Below are 8,047 nucleotides of genomic sequence, written 5' to 3' on the forward strand. Positions count from 1 at the left end.
CCGAGGGGGCGGCTTCAGCGGGGGATGTCCCGGACGTTGTCCAGGACCTTCCGGAACGCCCGTGCGATGTCGTCGACGGCGTCGAGCGGGGCGAGGAGCACCTCGTGGCCGAAGCTGACCACGCTGTCGTACAGACGCTTGGCGACCGGAAGGTCGAACCGGGCCGGATCCACCCGCTCCAGGTGGTGCGTGTCGGTGGCGAACCGCCGGCGCGAGGCGGGCCGGTGCAGCGGGTTGTCGTTCAGGGGCCGGTGCGTCTGCATCACGGCGAAGCCCAGCTCGGCGGTGAGCGCGCGGGCTATCCGGTCCACCGGCGCCACGGCCAGCACCTCGTCGGGCAGCCGCACGGCGAAGCGGTAGTAGGCGCGGTCGGTGGTCCCGCGGGAGGTCTCCTGGACCGCCAGCCCCATCTCGTCCAGGCGGCCCCCGAGGTGCTCCGCGGCCCGTACCCGGCGGGCGTTCTGCCCGTCCAGCAGGGCCAGTTGGTCCAGCAGCACCGCCGCGTGGAACTCCGACAGGCAGGCGTTGCTGCCCATCATCCGGCCGGTCTCCTCCAGCTCCATCTCGCCCACCCCGACCGGCCCGGCCCGCAGCACCCGCCCGTCCGCGCGCAGATGCTCCGCCCGGTTCGCGACGTCCGCGTCGTCGGTCACCAGCGCGCCGCCCTCGCCGCAGGTCAGCAGCTTGCTGCCCTGCATGCTGAACACCCCCGCGGTGCCGAACGCGCCCACCGGCCAGTCGCCGTAGCGGGCGCCGTGCGCGTGCGCGCAGTCCTCGATCAGCGGGAGACCGTGCCGCTGGGCGATGTCGAGGAGGGAGTCCAGATCGGCCACGGCCGAGTAGGCGTGCACCACGGTGATGGCCCGGGTCCGCTCGGTGATCGCCGCCTCCACGGCCGCCGGGTCCAGGCAGTACGTCCGCGGATCGACGTCCACCAGCACCGGAACGGCGTTGACGCCCAGCACGGCCGACGCCGACGCCACCCAGGTGAGGCCGGGCACGATCACCTCGTCGCCGGCGCCCACCCCGCACGCCTCCAGGGCGATGGCCAGCGCGGCGGTGCCGGTGGCCACCGGCACGCACAGCGCCGAACGGCAGTAGTCCGCGAAAGCCTCCGCGAATTGCCGTTCGTAGGACTGCCGGCCCTGATAGGCGCAGCTGATGGTCCAGCGCCCGCTCGTCAATACGTCTTCGAGACTTTTGAGCGCCCGCTCGCCCGGCTGCGGCCAACGCGGCCACTCCCGGTCCGTGAGACGCGGTCCGCCGGCGATAGCCAGTGCATTTCCCATGAGTGCCCTCGCTTTCGAAAATTCGAAGGATGGGGAGAGAAATTTACGCACCTCCGTTCGCCGTACGCCACAACGAGAACAGCACCTCCGAACAGATCCGCACCCCCGTCCCGTTCGACCGAGGAAAGCGCGCACTCGAACGTGTCGGTACGCTGCGGCTGACCGGACGGCCGAATAGCCGGTCAGTTCTTCGCGACCAAAGGCGGGAAAGCATCAGGTGAAGGAGTCAGAGATGTCCGGTAATCCCCGGAAGCGGCACGACGGCACCGGCACCGGCACCGGCCCCGTCCCCCGGCACGCCCGGACCGTGATCGTCGGCGGCGGACTCGCGGGCGTCGAACTCGCCACCGCACTGGCCGCCCACGGTGCCGAGGACGTCCTGCTGCTGGAGGCGGGCCCCGGCGAGGACCTGGCCCACATCCACATGACGCACTCCCAGACGCACGCCACCGAGCTGGTGTTCGCACCGGAGCGCGACCCCCACTTCCACCGGTCCTGGCGGTCCGAGGCGCCCCCGCACTACACCGGCATCTCCGGGCTCCGCCGCAGGCTGGGCGGCCGCTCCCTGTACTGGCACGGCGTGGTGCTGCCCCTGGAGGACTGGGCCCTGGGCCCGTCGGACTGGCCCGCCGAGGTCGTCACCGCCCTGACCGCCGGCGCCGCCGGCGAGCCCTCCTGGTACGACCGGGTCACCGCGGACCTGACCGCGTGGAGCGGCGGCCGGCTGTGGGACGCCGCGCAACCCGGCCGGGCCGTGCTCGGCGGCCAGGAGTTCCGCCCGCTGCCCCGCGCCTGCCGACGCCTGCCCGGCACCGACCGCTGGGAGGCGTACACCGCGCTAGACGCCTGGCGCGGCCCCGACGGCCGGCCCGCCCCGCCCCCCGGCGTCTCGGTCCGCTGCGACACCGAGGTGCTCGCCGTGGACGTGCGCGCCGGACGGGCCCGGGGCGTCCTGGTGCGTGCCGCCGACGGCACCACGGCCACGGTCGCCGCGGACACCGTGGTGCTGTGCGCGGCCACCGTGGAGAGCACCCGGCTCGCCGCGCACGCCCTCGCCGCCGCGGGCGCCCTGCGCACTCCGCGGCTCGGCGGCCTAGCCGACCACCTCGTGCAGGGCTTCACCGTCCGGCTGCCGGCCGGCCCGCTGCCCCCGCCCGGCTCGTACCACGTGCCGACCGACCCGGCGCTCCGCTCCTACCTGCGGATGGACGTGCACCCCGACGGGCCCGGCCGGGCGCTGCTGGACGTACGGATCACCGGGGAGCAGCTGCCCAACCAGGAGAGCGTCGTGGAGGCCCGGCCCTCCGGGTCCGGGGGCGCCTCGTGGCGGGCCCACGTCCGGACCGCGCTGCTGCCCGAGGACCACAAGGTGATCGGCGCCCAGCGCGACCTGCTGCACGACTTCTGGACGACGGCCGCCCGCGAACTGGGCGTGCCCGCCGCCCCGCTGGAGTTCACCGGCTTCGGCGACACCGACCGCGACAACACCCGGGTGCTTCCCGACCGCACCCGGAGCCAGCCGGAGGGCCGGCCCGAGACGTGGACGAGCCTGCTCGGCACCGAGGACCACGAGGGCGGCAGCCTGCCGCTCGGCCGGCTGCTCGACGCCGGCCACGCCTTCCACGCGCTGCCCGGCCTCCACGCCGCCGGACCGGCCGTCTTCCCCCGGCTCGGCGCGGCCAACCCGTCCCTGACCACCATCGCGCTCTCCCGCCGGCTCGCCGGACTGCTCGCCGGCGCCTGACGCCCCTCCGCCCGCCCGACGGCCCGCCCCGCGCCGCCGTCCGCGCGGCACACCCCCGAGACCACCGAGCCAGCCCACCCAGGAGGTACCACCGTGCCGGGACCCGGATACCGCTTCTTCGGCGACGAGGAACGCGCCAACGTCATGGCCGTGCTCGACCGCTGGCAGGCCGGCCGAGAGGCGTTCGACGACCCCGGCGAGCGGGAGTGGGTCCGCCGCTTCGAGCAGGCCGCGGCCGAACGGTTCGGCGCCGCCCACTGCCTCGGCGTCAACAGCGGCACCTCCGCGCTGGTCGCCGCCCTCGTGGGACTCGGCATCGGACCCGGCGACGAGGTCATCGTGCCCGGCTACATGTTCGTCGCCTCGATCGCCGCCGTGCTGCACTGCGGCGCCGACGTGGTGCTCGCCGAGGTCGACGAGTCCCTCACCCTCGACCCGGCCGACGTGCGTGCCAGGATCACCCCCCGCACCCGGGCGATCATGCCCGTGCACATGCTGGGCGCGCCCTCGGACATGGCCGCGCTGCGCGCTCTCGCCGACGAGCACGGACTGCGCCTGCTGGAGGACTGCGCGCAGAGCGCGGGCGGCACCTACCGCGGCCGTCCGCTCGGCACCCTGGGCGACGCCGGTACCTTCTCCCTCAACCACTACAAGGTGATCACCTCGCTGCAGGGCGGCTTCGTGCTCACCGACGACCCCGCGGTCTTCCAGCGGGCCTACTCCTTCCACGACCAGGGCTGGTTCCCCTACCGCCAGGACCACGGCGAGGGCGACCTGCTGCTCGGCATGAACCTGGGACTCGGCGAACTGCACGCCGCCGTCGCGCTCGCCCAGCTCGGCAAGCTGGACCTGGTCCTCGACCGGGTGCGCGACGTGAAGCGCCGGCTGACCGAGGCGATCGGTGAACTGCCCGGAGCGCGGCCGAGGACCTCGCACGACCCGGCGGGGGAGTGCGGCACGACCGCCGTGTACGTCTTCGACGACGCCGCGCACGCGCGGGACGTGGCCGGCCGGCTCCGCACCCGGACGCTCCTGGACTCGCCGACGCACTACTACGGGGGGCTGCCCGCGCTCACCGCGTTCGGCCGCGGCGACCGCTCCGTGGTGCCGTCCCGCGCCCCCGGGGGACGCCCTGCCCCGCACCCCTTCGAAGCCGGAGCGCTGCCCCGCACCGACAGCGTCCTCGGCCGCTCCGTCGCCCTCGCCACCGGCGTCTCCGACAGCTACCTCGGCCCCGGGTTCGGCGTCCACCCCGGCTCCTCCCAGGCGGAGATCGAGCGCGCGGCGGAGGCGTTCCGCCGCGCGGTCAAGGGCGAGACCCCGGCCTGACCCGACCGGTCCGGCGGCCCCGCGAGGATCAGGCCCGGCCGCCGGACCCGACGGCGCCCCGCACCAGCGCGGTCAGCCCGTCCGCGACGCCCGGCGCCGCGTACACCAGCCAGCGCCCGTCCAGCCGGGCGCCGCCGCACAGGTCGTCCACACGGCCGCCGGCCTCCGCCACCAGCAGCGCGGCCGGCGCCCGGTCCCAGACGTGCCCGCCCTCGTCGACCAGCCCCTCGGCCCGGCCCTCCAGCAGATTTTTTGTTTTTTGCACACCGAGGAGTCGATCCACCGCATCCGGCCGCGCACCGGCTCGACGGGGGAGTCCGGCATTTGGAAGCCGCCCATTCGGGCCGCCGAGAGCGGCCCGGCCGTCTCCGGCACGCGCAGCGGACGCGAGGCCGACAACGGCCCGCCGCGGGCGGACGCGAACGCGCCCCGGCCCCGCGCCGCCCACCACCGGACGCCCTCGGTCGGGCGGCTCAGCACGGCGACCCGGAGCTCCCCCTCCACCTCCAGGGCAACATGGGTGCCCCAGTCCCGCCGCCCGGCCAGGAAGGGGACCGTGCCGTCGATGGGGTCCAGAATCCAGCGGCGCCGCGCTGCCGCTCCGAGCGTGCCGCTCTCCTCGCTCAGCACCGCGTCGCCGGGCCGTTCCTCCGCCAGCACCGCCAGCATGGCCTTCTCCACCGCGAGATCGGCCTCGCTCACCGGGCTGCCGTCCTCCTTGTGCCGCGCGGCCGGCCGCCGGCCGAAGAATTCCAGTGCCAATGCGTCCGCCAGATCGGCGAGCCGGTGCGCGAGTCGTATGTCGCTTTCATTCACCATCGGCCCACCATAGCCACGGGACTCGTCCACGCGGCACACCCCGACTTTCCGTGAATTCGGCGGCCGACCGGTTGAACACCCGGCGGGGAAAGCCGCACGGCGGCCCGCGGTGTTAGCCTCTGGCATGCTCTTGGAGAACACGCTCGTGGAACGCCGGAGCCTTCTCCGGCTTGTCGAGGAAAATTTCCGCAACTTCTTTCCCGGTGACCGGGAATTACCCGAGCCGGAGTTCTTCCCGCTCGGCGAGGACAGCTGGTCGTACCGCTGCGGACCCCTCTGGATCAGCGTCCGCCGCGATCTGGACGGCCATTTCCCCGCAGCGTACGAGGTGCCGCTCCTGCTGCGCGAGAGCGGAAAGGACTACGTCCTCGCCCCGCTCCCCGGGCGCGACGGGCGGATCGTCCACCGGATCGCGGGCCTTCCCGTCGTGGTGTTCCCCTACGTCGAGCGCGCCGTCGCCGCCCCCACGCCCCCCACCGCCGGGCAGCTCGACCTGCTGGCGGCCAGGCTGCGCGAGGTGCACGCCTTCGACCCGCCGGCCTCCCGGTCCGTCGGCATACCCGTCGAGGACTTCCGCCTCCCCTTCGAGGACGACCTGGACAAGGCGCTCCAGACGGCCCTGGGCGGCGGAACGGACGCCTGCGGGCCCTACGGCGGCCGGCTGGCCGACCTGCTGGGGCGACGGCGCGACCACCTCGCCGCGCTGCGCGAGGAGGCCGCCTCCGTGGCCGGCCGGTGCACCGCCCTGTGGCACGGCGAACGCCCCGCCCTGACCCACGGCGACCCCAGCACGACGAACGTCCTGTTCGGGCAGGGCGTGGACATCATCGACTGGGGCGGGGCGATGTGGGCCCCGCCGGAGCGCGACTGGGCCGCCCTGACCAGGGTGTTCGGCACCGCCCCCGAGGGGCGCGCGGTCTTCCTGCGGTTCTACGAACTGCGCTGGGTGCTCGCCGAGATCACCGAGTACGCCGGCCGGTTCACCGGCCTCCACACCGGGGACGCCGACGACGACGCCATGTGGGGCCGGCTGACGCGCTACCTCCCGCCCGCCTGACCCCGCGGGCCGGGGCCCCACCACCTCCCCACACCACCGTGACCGACCCGTACCGAAGGACCACCGTGAGCCTGGTCAGCGTCCACAACGAATGGGACCCGCTGGAAGAGGTCGTCGTGGGCACCGTCCGCGGTGCCCGGCCGCCGGCCGCCGACCGGAGCCCGCTCGCCGTCGGTTGCGCCGGACGCACCGGAGGGGCCGCGGGCGCGGGCCCCGGCCGGTGGCGGGACGCCGCCCCGGTGCCCTGGCCGGACCGGGTCCTCAAGGAGACGGAAGAGGAACTGGAAGGCCTGTGCGAGGAGTTGCGCGGTCTCGGCGTGACGGTCCGCCGCCCCCGGACCCCTGACCGCGCGGACACGTCCGGCCGGACGGCCGACGGCCACGGCCACGGCCACCCCGCCCACCACCCCCGGGCCGGGCTGCTCACCGTCGGCGACACCGTCATCGAGACCCCGGCGGCCCCGCGCGCGCGGTACCCGGAGGCGTTCGCCTACCGGGAGCTGCTGACCGAGTACCTCGTCAGCGGCAGCAGATGGATCTCCGCGCCCAGGCCCCGCCCCGCCGGCGCGGTGTACGACCCCGGCGCCCCGCCCGGCGAGCGGCTGCGCGAACTGGAGCCGGTCTTCGACGCCGCCAACGTGCTGCGGCTGGGCACCGACCTGCTGTACCTGGTCTCCGACAGCGGCAACGAACTCGGGGCCCGCTGGCTGCAGTCGGCCGTGGGCGGGACCTACACCGTGCACCCCTGCCGCGGCCTGCACGCCTCAACCCCCCTCGACCTCACCCTGCTCCCGCTCCGCCCCGGCCTGGTCCTCACCAACCCGTCCAGGGTGAACGGGGACAACCTGCCGGCCGTGCTGCGCTCCTGGCGGCGGATCGAGTGCCCCGTCCCCGCCGGAACCGGCGGCACGGGGTACGCGCCGCACCGCTCGACGTGGACCGGCACGGGCCTGCTGGTGGTCCGGCCGGGCCTGGTCGTCGTGGACGGCCGGCAGCGGGAGCTGATGCGCGTGCTGGAGCGGCACGGCGTGGACGTGCTGCCCCTGCGGCTGACCCACTCCCGGATCCTCGGCGGCGGGCTCCACGGGCTCGTCCTCGACGTCCGCAGGACCGGAACGCTGAAGACGTACCGCTTCTGACCCGCGGGCCCTCCCGCCCCGCGGCACCCACCGAAACCCCGCAAGGAGGCGCGGATGCGCCAGCTGAGTGTGCAAGGAGCCTGGCTGTCGGAGACCCGTGCGTTCGCCGACGGCCGGGGCGAGTTCCAGGAGCTCTACAGCGGCCGGGCGCTGGGCGACGTGCTCGGCTACGACCCCGGCGTCGCCCAGGCCAACCGCTCCGTCTCCCGGCGGGGCGTGCTGCGGGGGGTGCACTTCGCGCAGATGCCGCCCAGCCAGGCGAAGTACGTCACCTGCCTCAGCGGCGCCGTCCTGGACGTGGTGGTGGACATCCGCGTCGGTTCGCCCACCTACCGCTCCTGGGAGGCGGTCAGGCTCGACGACCCGCACCGCAGCCTGTACATCGAGGCAGGGCTCGGCCACGCGTTCCTGGCGCTCACCGACGACGCCGTCGTCGTCTACCTCACCTCGCGCGGCTACGCCCCCGGACGGGAGCACGGGGTGCACCCGCTCGACCCCGCCCTCGGCATCGCCTGGCCCGAGGACCTCGAACCGGTGCTCTCGGAGAAGGACCGCACGGCCCCGGGGCTCGACGAGATGGAGCGGCGGGGCCTGCTCCCGTCGTACGACGACTGCGTCGCCTTCCACCGCTCGCTGCGCGGGCCCGCAGCGGACTGACCGCACGCGCGAC

7 protein-coding genes and 1 pseudogene are annotated in these 8,047 nt (G+C 74.7%); 5 read left to right on the forward strand and 3 right to left on the reverse strand.

Going from position 1 to position 8,047, the window contains the following annotated elements; genetic code table 11:
* Positions 1–14 precede the first annotated feature (14 nt).
* Entirely contained in the window at positions 15–1,289 is a 1,275-nt protein-coding gene (locus SSNG_RS35090) for a DegT/DnrJ/EryC1/StrS family aminotransferase (RefSeq protein ID WP_007268727.1), read from the reverse strand.
* Between the two features lie 232 nt (positions 1,290–1,521).
* On the opposite strand from SSNG_RS35090, the gene SSNG_RS35095 reads away from it, so the two are divergent.
* Positions 1,522–3,033 (forward strand): GMC family oxidoreductase, encoded by a 1,512-nt coding sequence (locus SSNG_RS35095; protein WP_007268729.1) that lies wholly within the window; start codon positions 1,522–1,524, stop codon positions 3,031–3,033.
* Between the two features lie 93 nt (positions 3,034–3,126).
* Positions 3,127–4,362: a DegT/DnrJ/EryC1/StrS family aminotransferase gene (locus SSNG_RS35100; protein WP_007268730.1), complete on the forward strand. Its 1,236-nt coding sequence runs from the start codon at positions 3,127–3,129 to the stop codon at positions 4,360–4,362.
* A 28-nt stretch (positions 4,363–4,390) separates the two neighbouring features.
* On the opposite strand, the gene SSNG_RS45080 is transcribed toward SSNG_RS35100, so the two are convergent.
* Positions 4,391–4,645: an inositol monophosphatase family protein gene (locus tag SSNG_RS45080; RefSeq protein WP_277752178.1), complete on the reverse strand. Its 255-nt coding sequence runs from the start codon at positions 4,643–4,645 to the stop codon at positions 4,391–4,393.
* Between the two features lie 161 nt (positions 4,646–4,806).
* Positions 4,807–5,307, reverse strand: a pseudogene (locus SSNG_RS45495) (inositol monophosphatase family protein); the annotation flags it as partial.
* Here SSNG_RS45495 and SSNG_RS35110 point away from each other — a divergent pair.
* The 3 genes from SSNG_RS35110 (at position 5,306) to rfbC (ending at position 8,034) form a co-directional block, all read left to right on the forward strand.
* Positions 5,306–6,238, forward strand: coding sequence for a phosphotransferase (locus tag SSNG_RS35110; protein WP_042804660.1), 933 nt, complete (start codon positions 5,306–5,308; stop codon positions 6,236–6,238). The pseudogene SSNG_RS45495 and the gene SSNG_RS35110 overlap by 2 nt on opposite strands.
* A 65-nt stretch (positions 6,239–6,303) precedes the next feature.
* Positions 6,304–7,377, forward strand: coding sequence for a hypothetical protein (locus SSNG_RS35115; RefSeq protein WP_007268733.1), 1,074 nt, complete (start codon positions 6,304–6,306; stop codon positions 7,375–7,377).
* A gap of 54 nt (positions 7,378–7,431) precedes the next feature.
* The gene (gene rfbC / locus SSNG_RS35120) at positions 7,432–8,034 is read left to right on the forward strand and encodes a dTDP-4-dehydrorhamnose 3,5-epimerase (protein WP_007268734.1); all 603 of its coding nucleotides are present in this window, start codon (positions 7,432–7,434) and stop codon (positions 8,032–8,034) included.
* Positions 8,035–8,047 lie beyond the last annotated feature (13 nt).

The sequence above is a fragment of the Streptomyces sp. C genome, from assembly GCF_000158895.1.
Taxonomy (GTDB): domain Bacteria; phylum Actinomycetota; class Actinomycetes; order Streptomycetales; family Streptomycetaceae; genus Streptomyces; species Streptomyces racemochromogenes.

Coding starts and splice junctions, on each gene's coding strand:
- rfbC (WP_007268734.1), top strand. CDS start 7,432: ATGCGCCAGCTGAGTGTGCAAGGAGCCTGGCTGTCGGAGACCCGTGCG.
- SSNG_RS35095 (WP_007268729.1), top strand. CDS start 1,522: ATGTCCGGTAATCCCCGGAAGCGGCACGACGGCACCGGCACCGGCACC.
- SSNG_RS35090 (WP_007268727.1), bottom strand. CDS start 1,289: ATGGGAAATGCACTGGCTATCGCCGGCGGACCGCGTCTCACGGACCGG.
- SSNG_RS35110 (WP_042804660.1), top strand. CDS start 5,306: ATGCTCTTGGAGAACACGCTCGTGGAACGCCGGAGCCTTCTCCGGCTT.